Origin of the sequence: Comamonas sp. F1-6, assembly GCF_039581415.1 — a bacterium.
In the GTDB taxonomy this organism is placed as follows: Bacteria; Pseudomonadota; Gammaproteobacteria; order Burkholderiales; family Burkholderiaceae_C; genus Comamonas; species Comamonas thiooxydans.
This window is the reverse complement of the sequence record NZ_JBCPWN010000001.1, coordinates 170,893-186,377: the sequence shown is the minus strand read 5'-3', so window position 1 is coordinate 186,377 and position 15,485 is coordinate 170,893. Positions and strand designations below refer to the sequence as shown.

Genomic DNA, 15,485 nt, shown 5'->3' with positions numbered 1-15,485 from the left:
TCTCCTCGGGAATTGCAGACAATGGAAAACACCGGCGGCTCAGGCTGCGGCCAGCAAGGAGCGAGCGGATTCCACCGCCTGCCCGCAAACATGAATGCGCCCGCCCTGCGCATCGAACCAATGCGAAGCCTGCTGCGGCCAGTACAGGATCACGCCTTGTCCAGGCCGCAGATCGGCATGGGCATGGCCGGGCACACGCGCCGTCAGCAGCTCGCTGCCCACCCGGCAGCGCAGCACCAGATCGGCACCCAGATATTCAAAGCCCTGCACGGTGGCCGGAATGCCGTTGCCCAGACCCTCGTTGCCGCCGTCGGCATTACCTGCCACGGCAATCACCTCGGGCCGCACGCCCAGCGCCTGCGGATAGGCGCTGCCAGCCACCAGATCCGGGGCAACGACCACATCGCTGCCTGCAATCCGGTTGCCCTGCAGGGCCACGATGTTCATGGCGGGCGTGCCGATAAAGCGCGCGGCAAACGTGGTGGCGGGCTTGGCATAGATCTCGCGCGGCCCGGCCGCCTGTTCCACCCGGCCCTTGTTGAGCAGCACCACCTGATCGGCCATGCTCATGGCCTCGGCCTGATCGTGGGTCACATAGACCACGGTGAGGCCCAGACGCTGCTGCAGCTCGCGCAGCTCGGCGCGCATTTCCTGGCGCAGCTGGGCATCGAGATTGGATAGCGGCTCGTCCATCAGACAGACCCTGGCCTGCGCCACCAGCGCACGGCCCAGCGCCACGCGTTGCTGCTGGCCGCCCGAGAGTTGCCCGGGCCGGCGCTCCAGCAGTGCCGTCAGCCCCAGCAGCTCGGCCGTTTGCTCAAGACGCTGCTCGCGCTCGGCCTTGCCAAGCTTGCGTACCCGCAGACCGAACTGAATGTTGTCGGCCACGCTCAGATGCGGGAACAGCGCATAGTTCTGAAACACCATGGCAATGCCGCGCTCTGCGGGCGGCAGATGGGTGACGTCGCGACCATCGATGTGCACCGACCCCGAGGTGGGAATCTCCAGCCCGGCAATCATGCGCAAGGTGGTGGATTTGCCGCAGCCCGAAGGGCCGAGCAAGACGCAAAACGAGCCTGGTTCAATGCGCAGATTCACGGCATGCAGGGCCGTGGCGTCACCCCAGGATTTGGCGACGTTCTCCAGCTCGATCAAAGACATCACACCAGTCTAGAAAGACTGGATGACAGCCGCGTGTCAACCCGGATCCAACTAAATAAAAACAGGAGCTTCTGGCGCCTGCTATTGATTGATCTCAGATAGAAATGATCTTGAATCATCCTTTTTCAATGCGAAAGCAGCTTCAATATCCATAGCATCAGTGCATGAAAAAAGCCCCGACTGCTTGCGCAGACCGGGGCTTGTCGTACGGCCGAGAAACCGCTGAAGGCTTACTTGGGCATCACCACCTTGAACTTGGCGTTGGGAATCTCGCCAAACATCTCGGGCGCATACAGCGCTTCGGCACGCGTGGGCGGCAGGGCGAATTCACCGGCGTTGTTCAGGCGCACGGTGTATTCGACCTTGGTCGTCCCTGCGGGCAGGTACTGGTAGTAGGCACGGTAGGACTCGAAGCTGCGCTCCTCATAGGCCAGCCAGCCGGCCCCTTCCTGCTTCTCGCCCTTGGATGCGATTTCCGAATCACGGCCCAGGCCGCCACCCAGAATGGTCGCCCCCGTGGGGATGGGATCGGTGATGGCCACCCAGGTCATATCGGTCTTGGCCTGCACTTCCAGCGTCACGCGCAGCACATCGCCGCGCGTGTACTGGCCGCCACCGAACAGCCCCTTGTCGGCCTGCTCCACCGGCGTGACGGTCTTCTTGATGGTGTAGCCGGCGCTGAAAGGCGCCTTCAGGGCCACGGCCGCCACGGACTGCACGGTCAGCCAGGGCTTACCCGTGCCTTGCTGCGTCACGCTCAGCTGGCCCTTGCCAGCCTTGGCCCAGGGCATGAACATGGTGTTGTTCATCAGGCCGCCGGCACGCACGGGCTCGCCGAAGACGCTGTTGGAGTGGGCCGTGCCCTGCGCATCCTCGGACGTGGCACGCCTGACCTCGGCCCAGTTCACCTTGGCCTCGTTGCCGTTCATGTTGGCCACGGTACTGCCGGCCACGGGCTCGGACTCGAACTTCTGCGAGAAGCGGCGCAGCGCCAGAGCACCCCAGAGGTTGGCCGTGGTCGTGTTCCAGGCACCGCCCTGCTGGCGTGCGATAAAGCCGCTGACCAGGCGCGGCATGTCTTCGGCCCATGCCGGGTCGTTGATGGTCGCGAGGATCAGGCGTGCCAGATTCACGTCAGGGCCCTGCATCAGCCACCACCAGCTATCGTCCTGGTCGGTCGAGAAGCCGGCACGCGTGCCGTTGTAGGTCAGGCGGGCACGCAGAATCTGCATGGCCTGTGCCAGGCGCTCGTCGCGCTGGGGCGCATCGCTCATGCGCTGCAGCAGCATCACCCAGTCGATGACCGTGTGCGTGGGCCACTGGTTGGGCGTGGCATTGATGCTGTCGAGCATGCGCGGCGTGGCCTTGCCCGACAGTGCCAGTGCAGCAATCGCCGCCAGCTTGCGCATTTCCAGATCCTTGCGCGGGCTCCAGAAGTTGCGCTGGATGCGGCCTTCCACAAACGCGATCAGGCCGTCCTCCATGCGCGCACGTTCGGCGGCAGGAATCACGAAGCGCTTGTCAACGCCCTGCGCCATGGCCGACAGGTTCAGCAGATGCGCGGTCAGCGTATCGCTGCCGCGGCTGACCGATCCGTCCTGGGGCGGGAAGTAGTTGGCCAGGCCGTCACCGTCCAGATAGTTGGGCAGCTGGGCCATGGTGCTGCCCCAGAGATCGGCGTTGTTCATGCCGACGGCCTTGCTGGTGGTCTGCTCCAGGCAGGAGTAGGGGTAGCGGGCCCACCAGTCGCGCACGCCGGGCAGACCTTCGGTCAGCTTGGGCACCAGCGACATCTGCAGACCGCCGCGACCGGGCAGTGCGTCGGCGGGCGGATTCACGGGCACGCTATAGCTGCCGTTGACCTGCACCAGCGTGGCCTGCTGCACCGACAGCGGCACGGCGGGCACGATGCGCTGGCTGACCTTGAGCGCATCCTGCGCCGCATCGGCGCCGCCAGCGGTGTCGCGCGCGGAAATCTCCCAGATCAGCGCCTCGGCACGCGTGCCGGAGAGCTGGGCCGGAGCCTTCACATCCCAGGCCACTTCACGCGCCTCGCCGGCGGGAATCTCCACGGTCTGGGCCTTGAGCTCCAGCATGGTGGCACGCGGCGTGACCTCCACCTTCATGGCCTTGGCCGAGGTGTTGCGCAGCGTGACCTGGGCGCGGAACTGATCGTCCTCGCGCACCAGAGGCGGCAAGCCGCTGATGATCTGCAGATCCTGCGTGGTGCGGATCGCCGCCTGGCCAGTGCCGAACAGGCTCACGCCCGCATCGGCCACGGCCACCACCTGGAAGGTGGTCAGGGCGTCGTTGAGCGGCACCTCGATCAGCGCCATGCCGTTGCCGTCCAGCACCACATCGGGCTTCCACAGCAGCAGGGTGTCGAGCAGTTCGCGCGTGGGGCTGCGGCCACCGCCACCGCCAGCAGGCACGGCCTTCTTGCCGTAGTGGCGCCGGCCGATCACCTCCATCTGGGCCGTTGCCGTCTGCACGCCCCATTCGCGGCGCGTCAGCATGGCATCGAGCAAATTCCAGCTGCTGTTGGGCATCAGCTCCAGCAAGGCCTGGTCCACGGCCGCCAGCGCCACATGGGCACCTGCTGCAGGCTTGCCATCGGGCAGCGTGGCCTTGATGGTGACCTTGGCCGTGCCGCGCACCTTGTAGCTGGACTTGTCCGAGGAAACCTTGACGTCCAGGGTATTGCTCTTCAGGCCCACGCGAATTTCGGACATGCCGAAACGGAAGGCCGGCTTGGAGAGATCCACCATGGAAGTCGGCGCGATGAATTCCTTGCCGTCATTCCAGAAGGCACGCCACCACTCCAGCGGCGACTTGAAGCCCCAGGTAAAGAAGCTATACCAGGGCACTTCCATCAGGCGGCCGCGCAGCGCCAGCACGCTGACATAGGCATTGGGGCCCCAGTTGTCTTCGATCTTGACGTCCACCGTGGGGTTGTCACCCGCCAGCTCCACCACCTGGGTGCTGACGACGCCCTCGCGCTCCACTGCCACCAGCGCCGTGGCGCGGCGGAAGGGCATGCGCACCTGAAAGCGCGCGGTCTCGCCGGGCTCATAGCTCTTGCGCTCGGACAGCACGTCCATTCGGTCATGGTCTTCGCCGCCGAACCAGAGTTCGCCCTGGCCCGTGACCCACACCGAGGTCGCGGCCTGGCTGCTGCGGCCTTCCTTGTCGGCGGCCTTGACGATCAGCTCCACCTCGCCGGGCTGGGACAGCTGGGCCTCGCATTGAACAAGGCCATGGCTGTCGCTGGTGCCCGAGCACACGGTGCCCAGATTCTTGAGCGTGGTCTGGTTGTCGTAGCTGTAGAAGCCGCCCACCAGCCGCTTGCGGCTGGAGGTGGTGATGCGCGCCACGGCCTCGACCTTGACGGGCACGCCGGCCTGGGCCTTGCCTGCCGTATCCAGCGTCAGCGCCTGAAAGCGCAGCTTGCGATCCACCGAGATCCAGTTCTCGGAGCGCACGCCTGCCACTACGGCAGCCGGCCAGATGGTGCGCGTGCTGCGCAGGGTCTGCACCTCGCCGTTCGGGTCGGCGTAGGTCGCTTCAATCAGCAACTCGCGCGGCTCGCCGGACTTGGGCAGCTTGTCGATAGCGACCTTGCCCAGACCGTTCTTGTCCAGCGTCACGGGAAGCTTGTCGGCCACGACCTTGGTGTCGTCGGCCGCCGTGCTTTCCTCATCGTCGCTGCTGCCCACGTCCTGGGCACTGCGCGGCGGGTTGAAGCTGAAGCCGTCCCAGCCCGCGAAATCCAGCGATTTGGAGCGCAGCAGAGCCGACACCTTGACCGGCAGATTGGCGGCGGCACCACCCGAGACATAGTTGATCTGCACTTCGGCAGGCACGCTGCTGACAGCGTAGAGCTGCTCCTTGCCGGCCGGGCCCACACGTCCCTCCATTACCGGAAGGCGGAACTCCTCGACACGGAAGATGCCCGTGCTGAAACTGGAGCGGCGGCCGCTGCCATTGGTATAGCCCAGCTCCACCGCATATTCGCCGAGCTTGGCGGCCTTGGAGATGGGGAACTCGCTGCTCGCGCTGCCATTGGCATTCCAGCTCAGGGCCTGGGTAAAGCGCTGGCCACTGCCCAGATGGGTGATGGTCAGGCGGTCAGGCTTGTCCTGGGTCTGTTCAAAGCCCGTGGAGTTCTTGCCGGGGCCCGTCAGGGCACGCAGAAAGTGCTTCATGGACACGGTTTCGCCAGCACGGAACAGCATGCGGTCAAACACCGTATGCGCGACTTCGTCGCGCTTGCTGCTGGAGCTGGTCGGCACATTGAAGCGCCAGGACTCTATGCCCTTGTTCCAGTTGCTCCAGACAAAAGCCAGTTCCTCGCCAGCCTCGGTCTTGGCACGCGCACTCACGAAATAAGAGTTGCTACGGTAGTAGCCGTCTTCGTTGCTGCAGGAAGGCGGATTGGGATTGAGGCCGTTGAAGGTCACCAGACCCTGGGCATCACTGACAGCCGAAGCAATCGCCTGACCGTTGCAGTCCGAGACCTGCACCGTGGCGCCCGGCACCACCTTGCCCTTGTCCAGCGTCGTCACCCAGGCCACGGAGTTCTCGCGCCCCAGCTTGAAGTGCACGGCCAGATTGGTCACCAGCACCGAAGTGCGCACATACATGGTGCGGCCCGCTCCATAGCCTTCGTCGAGCAGAGACTGGCCCAGCATGGGCGAGGCGATCTCCACTACCTGGAAGCCCGGGTTCAGCGGAATGCCGACGACCTCGAAGGGGCGCGGGTCGCTCTTGGCCGCCTTGGGCAGCTCCAGCGTCTGGGTCTGGCTCTGGCCGTCCAGCAGCGACAGCATGCGGGTCTGCACCCAGTGCTTGTCGTCGTTGATGACAGGAGGCAAGACCTTTACATCACGCGCAGCGCGCTTGCGCTCCACGCTGTAGCTGTCATAGCGCTCGACTTTCTTGAGCCAGGCGATGATGTCGGCGTCCGAGCCGCCCTTCTTGGTACGCACCACGCTGGCGTCCAGCGACTTGCCCAGAAGCTGCGGCTCCACATTGCGCAGCGTCACGGGCAGCAGCGCCGGGCCCTTGGGGCCTTCGGCAAAGCGCTCGACGATGCCGAAGGGCGCGGCGGCAAACTTCACCAGCGGCGGCATATTGCCCGTGGCCGTGGCCAGCGGGAACAGATTGGCATTGCTCAGCGTGCGGCCCGCGGCATCCTTGAACTGCGGCGGCAGCTCCACCACATACTTGGTGTTTGGCTGCATGGTGGCGGGAAAGCTCACGCTGTCCACCAGCGAATCCTCGGCCAGCTTGTCGCCGTTCTGCTCGATGATGGGTGCCACGGCCGAGGCACCGCTCTTGAGGCGTATGCCTTCGATCAGCTTGCGCGGCACCGGCGCGCTGAATGACAGGCGCATGGGGCGGATCGGCAGGCAGGCGGCGTTGGCGTTCTCGCGCTCGCAGCTGAAGTCGGCGCTGAAGGGCTGGCGCACCTGGTACTCGTAGCGCTGCTCGTCCTTGCTGACCAGGCCGTTGGCCATGGCCACGCCCTTGCCATAGACCAGGGTCATCTTGCTGCCCGAGGTCAGGCGGCGGTTACAGGCCAGCACCGCATAGTTCTGCGGGTTCTTGGCGGCATCCTTGTCCCAGTGGCGCTGCTCGAGCACGGCCTCGCGGTCCTTGCCCTCGATCAGTTGCACTGGAATGCGCTCGCCCACACCTTCGGAGGTACACCAGACGCGCTGCTTGAGGCTGTCGACGGATGCCGCGCCCGTCAGGCGCAGAGCAAAGTACTGCTGCTCGTCCACCTCTTCATAGGTGTCGGGCGCAATGCTGGCCACCTGCGGTCCGCCGGTCTGGAACTGATAGCTGGCTGCGCCCGTCAGGGCCGTACCCGCGACGCTCTTGAACTGAGGGTTGAGCTGGGCCGTGCAACGCACGCCGGCGGGCAGGTTCTGGGCAAAATCGAAGACCCATTCCTTTTCGCTGTTCCAGCGCCCCGTGCCCTTGGCGGCCTGCGCATTGCTGCACTGCAGATTGACCGGTGCAGCGGCCTTGGGGTCGCCAAAGCGCACGGCTGCCCCATCGAACTGCACCACCACCTGGCCCACCTTGCTTACATCGCCCTGCGGGCTGAACTGGCGCACCCCCACGGCATGGGCCGCCGTGGCCGCCAGGCCCCATAACAGGCCTGCCTTGAGCAGCACGCGCCAGTGCGGCGCGATCTGCTCCCTCTTCCTTCCCTCTGCATAAGGCACAGTCATACAGTCACTTCCTTTTGGGGCCGGCGTGACCGGCCCTGGCTGTTTGAATCTGAAGTCTGGAGTCAGCGACGCAGCAGTGCGGGACGGCAGAATGCAAAAAGCCCTGCCTCGCAAGTGAAGCAGGGCCTTGAGCAGGTGCCGCACGCGCGAAACTACTGCGGCTGGAAACCGCTGCGCTGAATGATACCGGCCCAAACCTTGGAATAGGCGGCCTCACGCTCCCCCAACTGGCGGGGATTCATGTATCCAACTGTAAGCCCCAACGCCGTCAGCTGCGCGTAGACGTCACGTTGCTTGAGCACATTGCCCACGGCTGCAGAAAAGCGCTCGACAAAGGCCTGGGGCACGCCCTTGGGCGCAAAGATGCCGTAGTAAGGCATGTCCTCGAAGCCCTTGATACCCTGCTCCAGCAAGGTCGGCACTTCGGGCATGGAGGCCTGGCGCTTGGCGCCCAGCACGCCGATCACGCGCAGCTTGCCAGCCTTCTGGTTCTCCATGAAGTCCGGCACCGAGGCAATGCCGGCAGGAATCTGATTGCCCAGCATATCGGCCAGCAAGGGAGCGCTGCCGCGATACGGTGCTGCCACCAGATCGAGCTTGTAGTGGTCGGCCAGGATCTTGACCAGAAATTCGGGCGTCGAGGCCGGAGCCGGAATGCCGATGGTGCCGTTCTTGGCACTGCCCCTGGCCCAGGCCGCGTACTCGGCCAGATTCCTCACCGGCGTGTTGCTGGACACGGCCAGCGCATTCACGAAAGTGGCGACCCCGGCCACGGGAATGAAGTCCTGCTGCGGATCGAAGCCCGGCTTTTTCACGACCTTGGGCAGGATGGAGATGGTGTGGTCATGCGTGAGAAACAGCGTATGGCCATCGGCAGGCGAGGCCTTGAGCAGTTGCGCTGCAATCTGGCCGCCGGCGCCGGGACGATTCTCCACCAGCACCGTCACGCCGCCCAGTTCGTCCTTGAGCTTGTCGGCCAGCAGGCGCGCAATCGCATCCGAGCCACCGCCGGGCGGAAAGCCCACCAGAATGCGGATGGGCTGGCCCGACGAGGCCCAGGCCAGCGGGCCCAGGGCCGATGCTGCCACCGCTCCCGCACCGGCTCTCAGCAATTGACGACGAGATTGCGTCATGTGTTTTCTCCTTATGCTTTTTCCAGACTAACCAAAACAAAAGCGCCCGGCAAAGGGCGCTTTCAAGGCGTGAACGTTACGCCACAGTGCTTGAGTCCATCAGGCCAGACGAGCGTGGTGCTTGGCCAGCTGCGCACGCACCTGCGCCGGCGCCGTACCGCCCAGCGTGTTGCGGGCATTGAGCGAGCCTTCCAGGCTCAGGGCTTCGAACACATCGGCCTTGATGTTGGGGTTGAAGGCCTGCAGCTCGGCCAGTGGCAGCTCGGTCAGGTCCACGCCCTTCATGGTGGCCAGCTTCACGGCGTGAGCCACGGTTTCGTGGGCGTCACGGAAGGGCAGACCCTTCTTGACCAGATAGTCGGCCAGGTCGGTGGCCGTGGCATAGCCCTTCAGGGCAGCAGCGCGCATGTTCTCGGCATTCACGGTGATGCCGCCTTCCTTGACGCCGCTGGCGGGGTTGAGCTGGCCGCCGATCATCTCGGCGAAGATGCGCAGCGTGTCCTTGAGGGTGTCCACCGTGTCGAACAGCGGCTCCTTGTCTTCCTGGTTGTCCTTGTTGTAGGCCAGGGGCTGGCCCTTCATCAGCGTGATCAGGCCCATCAGATGACCGACCACGCGGCCGGTCTTGCCGCGTGCCAGCTCGGGCACGTCGGGGTTCTTCTTCTGGGGCATGATGGACGAGCCGGTGGTGAAGCGATCGGCGATCTTGATGAAGCCGAAGTTCTGGCTCATCCAGATGATCAGCTCTTCCGACAGGCGGCTCACGTGCACCATGCACAGCGAGGCAGCAGCGGTGAACTCGATGGCGAAGTCGCGGTCGGACACGCCGTCCAGCGAGTTCTGGCTCACGCCTTCCATGCCCAGGGTCTTGGCCACGCGCTCGCGGTCCAGCGGGTAGGTGGTGCCGGCCAGGGCAGCAGAGCCCAGGGGCAGCACGTTGACGCGCTTGCGCACGTCCAGCATGCGCTCGGCATCGCGCTTGAACATTTCCACATAGGCCAGCATATGGTGGCCGAAGCTAACGGGCTGGGCCACTTGCAGATGGGTGAAACCGGGCAGGATCACGTCCACGTTCTTCGCGGCCACGTCGACCAGCGAGCGCTGCAGCTCCTTGAGCAGGCCTTCGATCAGGTCGATCTCGCTGCGCAGCCACAGGCGCACGTCGGTGGCCACCTGGTCGTTGCGGCTGCGGCCGGTGTGCAGACGCTTGCCGGCATCGCCGACCAGCTGGGTCAGGCGCGCCTCGATGTTCAGGTGCACGTCTTCCAGATCCAGCTTCCACTCGAAAGTGCCGGCCTCGATCTCGGCCGTGATCTGCGCCATGCCCTTCTGGATGGAGGCGAAATCTTCGGCTGCAATGATCTTCTGGGCCGACAGCATTTCGGCGTGTGCCAGAGAGCCCTGGATGTCGGCCTGCCACATGCGCTTGTCAAAGAACACGCTGGAGGTGTAGCGCTTGACCAGGTCGCTCATGGGTTCGGAGAACAGGGCAGACCAGGCTTCGGCCTTGGAATCGAGCTGGTTGTGCGAAGGAGCAGATGTAGACATGTGAGGGCAACAATCCCGTAAAACCACAGGCCGCCCAATGCAGAAGTTTGGCGTGACGGCTGTGCAAAGCAGAAACAGGGATTTTATCGGCCTGACCCGGTGCCGGCGCCAGAGCACCCCAGAGCCATTGCCGGCCACTGCGACAAAGCGGCATTCACGCCCCACAAACTCACTAATCAATAGCACCATGTATTTGATGGAAAAGGCCTGCAAGCCTTATTCCCCCAAAACCGGCAAATCCGGCTGCAGCCACCCGGTTTCTGGCTTGCGCGGACAATCACATCGTCCCCGTTCACTTCCCTCCCTGGCCGCTGCCCAAGCGGCTGACGCGCCTTCCGGCATGCATTCCCGCTCTTCCCTGATTTCCGGCCTCGGTTTTGCGCTGGCCGCCTGCGCGCTCTGGGGCGCGATTTTTCTCGTGCCGGCCATGCTGCCGGAGTTCTCGCCGCTGCAGATCACCTTTGGCCGCTTCGTGCTCTATGGCGTGGTGGCCTTATGCGTTTTTCTGCCTCGGGCCACCAGGCTGCTGCCCAGGCTGCAAGCGGCCGATATCCGGCATCTGGTCTGGCTGGCCCTGACGGGCAATGTGGTGTACTTTGCCCTGGTCGCCACAGCCGTGCAATGGATAGGCATGGCCGTGACCTCGCTGATCGTGGGCCTGGTTCCCGTCACCGTGCCGCTGCTGGGACGCAATACCCATGGCGCGCTTCCGTTGCGCCGCATGCTGGCGCCCATGGCACTGATCCTGACCGGCATCGTGCTCGTCAACGCCCATGCGCTGACCACAGGGCCCGAAGGCAGCCAGGGGCGCTATCTGCTGGGCGTGCTGATGGCCGTGCTGGCCATGCTCTGCTGGAGCCGCTACGCACTGGACAACACCCGCTATCTGGCGCAAAGCAGCTTCAACGGCACGGAATGGTCCACGCTCTGGGGCCTAGTCGTCGGACTCATCAGCGCCTTGCTCTGGGCGCTGCTCTGGCTGGTATCGCCGGAGGCCAGCGGCTCTGGCAGCCCCGATATTCCAGCCCAGCGCTGGCAACTGTTCTGGCTGTTGAACCTGGCCGTGGCCGTGCTCTCGTCCTGGCTGGGCAACTGGATGTGGAATGCCGCCAGCCAGCGCCTGCCCATCACCTTCGTGGGCCAGTTGCTGGTGTTCGAGACCTTGTTCGCCCTGGCCTACCACTTCCTCTACGAGCAGCGCCTGCCCCGGCTCGTAGAGCTGGCGCCCATGCTGCTGATTCTCGCAGGCCTGGTCTGGTCGCTCAGACGCTTTCAGGCCGCAGGCCGGGCTGCAGCCTAGTTTTGAGTCAGCACAAACGCTGATGCATCAAACCGACAGATGCCGCGCGAATTGCAGCTGCACAGCGACTGCTGGCCAATAATCACAGGACTTGCACAATTTCTGACCGGGCATGCTGCCCTGTCGACAGGGATGCCCTTTGTGCTTTTTCGCCCCAGTCTGCATCCAAGACACCGCCCTGCTCCAGACCACCTGTGCCCATTTCACCGCTCATCGCCGCCACTCCCGCATCGGCCCGCACGGTCCTGGTGTTCGACGCCTGCAATGCCGGTGTGGTCCTGCGTGCCGTGCTGTTTGTACAGGTGGTGGTGAGCACGGCCGCCATCTATGGAGCGGACTCGTTCTGGGAGTGGTTTTCCAGCGCCGCCCTGCTCACCGGGGCTTGCCTGCCCGGCACCCTGGTCTGGCTGATAGCAGCCTGCAGCCTCAAGCACCAGTTGCAGCGCCTGGGCACGCGCGGCCAGTATCTGGCCGGCGTGCTGCTGGGTGCCCTGGCGGGGCTTTACGCCTGCGGCATGCTGCTCTTCATAGGCATAGCCAAAGTCCCCTGGCTGGCCAGTGCCGTCACGGGAGGCCTGCTGGCCGCGCTGCTGGTGACGGCGCTGGTGCTGCGCGCGCGCGGCAACACGCCGGCGCAGACCCAGGCCCGTCTCACCGAGCTGCAATCACGCATCAGACCGCATTTTCTGTTCAACACCCTCAACAGCGCGATTGCGCTGGTGCGTGCCGAGCCCGCCAAGGCAGAGGCCTTGCTCGAGGACCTCAGCGACCTGTTTCGCTATGCGCTGGCCGAACCCCATCTGACCACCACGCTGGCGCAGGAGATAGAGCTGGCCCAGCGCTATCTGTCCATAGAGCAGGTTCGCTTTGGCGAGCGGCTGCAGATGCAGTGGCAGCTCGATGAAAGCGTGCACGGAGCGCTGCTGCCGCCGCTGCTGCTGCAGCCGCTGGTGGAGAACGCCATCCGTCACGGCGTGGAGCCCAATGCGCGCGGCGGCAAGCTGCAGGTCCGCACCGAAAGGCGCGGCAACGAGGCGCTGATCCAGATCATCAACACCTTGCCGCCGGCCAGTGCCGAGCATCAAAGCACCGGCCATGGCATGGCCCTGGACAATGTCAAGGCCAGGCTGTCGCTGCTGCACGATCTGCAAGGCAGCTTCAGCGCCAGGGTACGCGATGGGCTTTATGTGGTGCGCCTGAGCGTGCCTTTGCTGCAGACCGCCCCAAAACCGGGACAATCCCGCCATGCACATTCTGATCGTTGATGACGAAGCTCTGGCCCGCACCAGGCTGCGCACTCTGCTCGGCGACTGCGCACATGGCCCCCACCATATCCAGGAAGCCGCCGATGGCGAGCAAGCCCTGCAGATGCTGCAGGCCGCACAGCCGGCCCCGGTGCAACTGGTGCTGCTGGACATCCACATGCCGGGCCACAACGGGCTGCAACTGGCAGCGGCTCTGGCCGAGCTGCCCAACCCGCCCGCCATCGTGTTCGTGACGGCGCATTCCAGCCATGCGCTACAGGCTTTCGAGCTCGATGCAGTGGACTATCTGACCAAGCCCGTACGCCTGGAGCGCCTGCAGCAATCGCTGCAAAAGGCCGAACGTGCGCTGAGCACGCGCAGCGTCGTGGACAGCGGCCCCGTGCTGCTGATCCAGGAGCGCGGCGGCACGCTGCGGCTGCCGCTGTCCGAGGTGCGCTTTCTCAAGGCCGAGCAGAAATACATCACCGTGCGCACCGTGCAGCGCAACTACATCCTCGACGGAGCGCTGGCCGATCTCGAAACCCGCCATGGCGAGCATCTGCTGCGCATACACCGCAACGCCCTGGTGCTGCGTGCGGCCTTGCGCGGCCTCGAGAAATATGACGACCCGCAGGAAGGCGAAGGCTGGGGTCTGCGCCTGCAGGGTGTGAGCGAGCTGCTGCCGGTATCGCGCCGCCAGTTGGCGGCGGTCAAGACCGAGCTCAAAGATATTTCCTGAATGAAAAAACCGGCTGGAAGCCGGTTTTTTTATCGACTGCAGTTGCAATCAATGTTCGTGCTTGTGCGCCGCTTCATGGGCAGCCGCGGGCGCGGGGGCGGGCTCGTGCGCATGCCCGACCTCGGCACCATGATCGTGGTCATGCTCGTGTCCATGGTTGTGCGCCGCGCCGCTCATCACCGTCACGATGACAATGCCCAGCAGCAGCCAGAAGACCTGGGCTGCGGTTTCCTTGGCGCTCAGGCGCTTTTGCAGCTGGGGAATCAGGTCGGCCAGCGCCACATAGATAAAGCTGCTCGACGCAATGACCAGGAAATATGGCAGCAGCTCGTGCAACTGTCCGATGAGGAAATAGCCGGCCACCCCGCCCAGCGTGGTCACGGCTCCTGCCATGGACACCTTGATCAGCGCCACGCGGCGATTGCTGCTGGACTGGCGCAGCACCACGATATCGCCCATGTGGTGGGGCACCTCGTGCGCCAGCACCGACAGAGCGGCAATCAGGCCCAGACGGATATCGGCCACGAAAGCCGATGCAATCAGCACGCCATCGCCAAAGCAATGCACGCTGTCGCCCGTCAGAATGGCCCAGCCGCCCTTGCCATGGCTGTGAGCATGCGTATGCTCGCCATGCTCATGGCGGGCGTGACCATGCTGGTGATCGTGGCCATGACCGTGAGCATGGTGCACGGCAACAGGCTGGTGGGCGTCACCATGCGAATGCTCATGGCCGTGGTGCCAGAGCTCGGCCTTGGACAGCAGAAAGAAAAACACCAGCCCGATCAGCAGCACCACGAACAGATCATGGGACTTGCCGTGGCTCTCGAACGCCTCGGGCAGCAAATGCATAAAGGCCGTGGCGAGCAAGGCTCCCGCCGCCAGGCTCAGCAAACGCTGTGGCATCAGCCCTGGCGTGCGCCCCCCTCCCAGACTCATCAACAACGCGGCCACCCAGACGCTGCCGATACCAGCAGCCAGGGTGGCCAGAATAATTGCTACCAATGTCATAGCTTTATATGGCTTAACCGCAACCTTTTACAGGCGAATCCTGGGGATTTTCGCAGAATGCGCGGTCCAACGCGGCCCGCTTGCGACTATCCCCATACCGTCAGCCCCGGATGCACATGACGTGCATGGCATGCCGGGACTTCTTTCACCTTAGCAAAGCTGTCAAGCCCCCCGTGCCGAAAATTTCGGCGCATGAGGCATCAGGCCACGCCATGCTGGTTGAACCAGGTCAGCATGCGCGTCCAGCCGTCCTGCGCGGCCTGCTCCCGGTAGCTGGGGCGGTAGTCGGCATGGAAGGCATGGGGTGCATCGGGGAAGATCACGAACTCCGAGGCCCTGGCCGCGGCAGAGCCGCTCTTGAGGGCGGCCTTCATGGCATCGACCGACTCAAGCGGAATGCCGGTATCCTTGCCGCCGTACAGGCCCAGCACCGGCGCCTTGAGCTGCCCCACCAATTCCAGCGGATAGCTGGGCTGCAAATCGTTCTTGTTGCCCTGCAGCCGCCCGTACCAGGCCACGCCGGCCTTGAGCGGCGCATGCGCCGCATAGAGCCAGGTGATGCGCCCGCCCCAGCAAAAGCCGGTAATGGCCAGCTTCTTCACATCGCCGCCCTGCGTACCCGCCCATTGCACGGCCGCGTCCAGATCGCCCATGACCTGGGCATCGGGTACCTTGGCGATCACCTCGCTCATGAGCTTGGCCATCTCGGCATAGGCCATGGGATCGCCCTGGCGCACAAACAGATCGGGCGCTATCGCCAGATAGCCGGCACGCGCCAGGCGGCGGCAGGTGTCGGCAATGTATTCGTGCACGCCGAAGATTTCGGAGATCACCAGCACCACGGGCAGATTCTGCCTGCCCGCAGGCATGGCCCGGTAGGCCGGCAGCTTGAAGCCTTTGACATCGATGCTGACCTCACCTGCCGTCAGGCCGTCGACCGGAGTCTTGATGGCCGTCTGCGCCATGACCGGCCCGGCAGCGCAGGCATAGCCCACGCCCAGGCCGGCCCCCAGGGCTGTGCGCAAGGCCGCGCGGCGGCTGGGCCGGGCATCGGCGCGACCGCCAAGCAGCCCCTGCATATCCTGAGCGATGTCTTCGTACTTCATGGAT

At 64.5% G+C, this 15,485-nt stretch carries 9 protein-coding genes; 3 read left to right on the top strand and 6 right to left on the bottom strand.

What is annotated here, in order from left to right:
- Window positions 1–39: 39 nt before the first annotated feature.
- From AAIL66_RS00865 to argH, 4 genes are all read right to left on the bottom strand, one after another.
- Window positions 40–1,161 carry an ABC transporter ATP-binding protein gene (locus tag AAIL66_RS00865; RefSeq protein ID WP_343495798.1) on the bottom strand — a complete coding sequence of 374 codons (1,122 nt, stop codon included), beginning with the start codon at window positions 1,159–1,161 and terminating at the stop codon, window positions 40–42.
- Window positions 1,162–1,391: 230 nt separating this feature from the next.
- On the bottom strand, window positions 1,392–7,403 hold the full coding sequence (locus tag AAIL66_RS00860) for an MG2 domain-containing protein (RefSeq protein ID WP_343495797.1): 6,012 nt from the start codon (window positions 7,401–7,403) through the stop codon (window positions 1,392–1,394).
- Window positions 7,404–7,555: 152 nt separating this feature from the next.
- Window positions 7,556–8,536, bottom strand: a complete 981-nt coding sequence (locus AAIL66_RS00855; protein WP_034353263.1) for a Bug family tripartite tricarboxylate transporter substrate binding protein — start codon at window positions 8,534–8,536, stop codon at window positions 7,556–7,558.
- 99 nt (window positions 8,537–8,635) lie between these two features.
- A complete protein-coding gene (gene argH / locus AAIL66_RS00850; RefSeq protein WP_343495796.1) occupies window positions 8,636–10,084 on the bottom strand; it encodes an argininosuccinate lyase in 1,449 nt (482 codons plus the stop codon).
- 340 nt (window positions 10,085–10,424) lie between these two features.
- On the opposite strand from argH, the gene AAIL66_RS00845 reads away from it, so the two are divergent.
- The 3 genes from AAIL66_RS00845 (at window position 10,425) to AAIL66_RS00835 (ending at window position 13,367) form a co-directional block, all read left to right on the top strand.
- Window positions 10,425–11,384: a DMT family transporter gene (locus tag AAIL66_RS00845; RefSeq protein ID WP_343495795.1), complete on the top strand. Its 960-nt coding sequence runs from the start codon at window positions 10,425–10,427 to the stop codon at window positions 11,382–11,384.
- 194 nt (window positions 11,385–11,578) lie between these two features.
- Window positions 11,579–12,649 (top strand): histidine kinase, encoded by a 1,071-nt coding sequence (locus AAIL66_RS00840; protein ID WP_045838388.1) that lies wholly within the window; start codon window positions 11,579–11,581, stop codon window positions 12,647–12,649.
- The gene (locus AAIL66_RS00835; RefSeq protein WP_034389341.1) at window positions 12,630–13,367 is read left to right on the top strand and encodes a LytTR family DNA-binding domain-containing protein; all 738 of its coding nucleotides are present in this window, start codon (window positions 12,630–12,632) and stop codon (window positions 13,365–13,367) included. Before AAIL66_RS00840 ends, AAIL66_RS00835 begins: the two co-directional genes overlap by 20 nt.
- A 48-nt stretch (window positions 13,368–13,415) precedes the next feature.
- On the opposite strand, the gene AAIL66_RS00830 is transcribed toward AAIL66_RS00835, so the two are convergent.
- Window positions 13,416–14,375, bottom strand: coding sequence for a ZIP family metal transporter (locus tag AAIL66_RS00830; protein ID WP_034408553.1), 960 nt, complete (start codon window positions 14,373–14,375; stop codon window positions 13,416–13,418).
- Window positions 14,376–14,575: 200 nt separating this feature from the next.
- Complete coding sequence (locus tag AAIL66_RS00825) at window positions 14,576–15,481, bottom strand: dienelactone hydrolase family protein (RefSeq protein ID WP_034408551.1); 906 nt, start codon at window positions 15,479–15,481, stop codon at window positions 14,576–14,578.
- Window positions 15,482–15,485: the final 4 nt, after the last annotated feature.